The sequence below is a fragment of the Enterobacteriaceae endosymbiont of Donacia bicoloricornis genome (assembly GCF_012567955.1).
In the GTDB taxonomy this organism is placed as follows: Bacteria; Pseudomonadota; Gammaproteobacteria; order Enterobacterales; family Enterobacteriaceae.
The window spans coordinates 309,453-311,744 of record NZ_CP046186.1; the positions used below are offsets into that span (position 1 = coordinate 309,453).

Below are 2,292 nucleotides of genomic sequence, written 5' to 3' on the forward strand. Positions count from 1 at the left end.
GATATTTTAAATTTTTTTAATCTTTAAATTATCTAAAATAGTATTAATATTTTTACCTTTGTTAAAAGAAGAATCTAAAAAAAATTTTATTTTTGGTATTTTACGTAATTTTATCTTCTCTTTGAGAAGATATCTTATATATTCTGTAGCTTTATTTAAATAAAAAAATGAATTTTTTTTCTTTTTTAATTTTTCTTCTTTATATGATAATATTATAAATATTTTTGCATATGTAAAATCTTTTGATATTACTATATCAGTAATAGTACTAAACTTATTTATTCTAATATCATCAAGATTATGTTGTAATATTTTCGCTATTTGTTTTTTTAACTCATATGCAATACGTTGATTACGATACAATAAAAAACTCCTTATTTATATATATTTAATATTAAAATTTTTTTTAAAAATTATTTTTTATAAGTTCAATTTTTTCAAATATTTCTACTTTATCTCCAATACTAATATCATTAAAATTTTTAATACTTATCCCACATTCCATTCCATTACGTACTTCACTAACACTTTCTTTAAATCTTCTTAAAGAATCTATAACTCCTTTATAAATAATTTTATTATCTCTAAATAATTTAATTAAATTATTACGTTTTATTATCCCAAATGTTACTATACATCCAGCTATAATCCCAATTTTAGGAATAGTAAAAATACTTATAACTTTTGCTAATCCTAATCTTTTTTCTTTATATTCAGGAGTTAAAAATTTTTGTATATATTTCTTCATATATTTAATTAAATCATAAATAATAGTAAAAAATATTACTTGTATATTTTCTGTTTTTATTATATTTTTTATAGTGTTATTAACTTTAACATTAAATCCAATAATGATTAAATGTTTTTCAGAATTAGCTATTGCCATAGAAATATCTGTTTCAGTAATTTCTCCAACACCAGAATAAATAATTTTTATATTTATTTGATCATTAGATAAATTTATTAATGTGTTTTTAATAGCTTCAATAGTACCCTGTACATCTGTTTTTATTAAAAGATTTATTTCATGAATATTTTTATGTTCTAAGTTTAAAAATGTTTTTTTAAATTTTTTTTGTTTATTAGCTAATATTTTTTCTCGATATTTATTTTTTCTATATAATGCTATTTCTTTAGCTTGTTTTTCATATTTTACTACTACTAAATTATCTCCAGCATAGGGAACTTCCGATAAACCTAAAATTTTAATAGGAGTAGAAGGTCCTGCCTTTAAAATATCTAAATTTTTACTATTAATTAATCTTTTTATTTTTCCATAAGTATGACCACAAAGTATTATATCACCTTTTTTTAAAACTCCATCTTTAATTATAATATTAGCTATAGGTCCTTTACCTTTATCTAAATAAGATTCAATCACAATACCTTTTGCAATTCCTTCATTAAAAGATTTTAATTCTAACATTTCTGCTTGTAATAAAATAGCATTTAATAAATTATCTATACCTTCTCCAGTTTTAGCAGAAACTTTAATAAATATATGTTCCCCACCCCATTCTTCTGAAAGAATATCATATCGACTTAATTCATTTTTTATTTTTTCAAAATTAGAAATTTTTTTATCAATTTTATTAATTACTACTATGATTGGAACTTTCTTTTTTTTTGCATGTTGTATAGCTTCTATAGTTTGTGGCATTACCCCATCATCAATTGCAATTACCAATATTATTATATCGGTAATTTCACAACCTCTATATCTCATTGAAGAAAAAGATTCATGTCCTGGAGTATCAAGAAAAGTTATTTGTTTATTATTAAATTTTATTTCATATGCATTTATGTATTGAGTAATACCTCCTGCTTCTTTTGCAGTAATATTACTTGAAAATATATAATCTAATAATGAAGTTTTTCCATGATCTACATGACCCATTATTGTAACTATTGGTGGTCTTATTACAGGTGTTCGATTAAAAGAATCTTTATTATTAATTAATGATTTTTCTATATCATTTTCACTACGTAATATAACTTTATGCCCCATTTCTTCTGCTATTAATTGTGCTGTTTCTTGATCTAATTTTTGATTAATATTAGAAAATTTTTCTCCCATATTAATTATTATTTTTATTAATTCTGTGTTTTTAATAGCCATTTTATTAGATAATTCAGTGATACTGATGGTATCATTAATAATTATACTACGATTAATATTTTTAATCGGTTTATTAAAATTTTGATATAATTTAGAAAACTTTTTTTTATATTTATTATTTTTATATTTTTTTCTATTATTTATTTTTTTATGAAAAATATCAGTATTTATTT

At 20.3% G+C, this 2,292-nt stretch carries 2 protein-coding genes; both read right to left on the minus strand.

Annotation, left to right across the window (positions count from 1 at the left end; genetic code table 11):
* Positions 1–6: 6 nt before the first annotated feature.
* Positions 7–363 (minus strand): 30S ribosome-binding factor RbfA, encoded by a 357-nt coding sequence (rbfA, locus tag GJU03_RS01540; protein ID WP_168918935.1) that lies wholly within the window; start codon positions 361–363, stop codon positions 7–9.
* A gap of 43 nt (positions 364–406) precedes the next feature.
* Positions 407–2,292 (minus strand): translation initiation factor IF-2 (gene infB, locus GJU03_RS01545; RefSeq protein ID WP_168918936.1); only part of this gene is annotated, 1,886 nt, incomplete at its 5' end.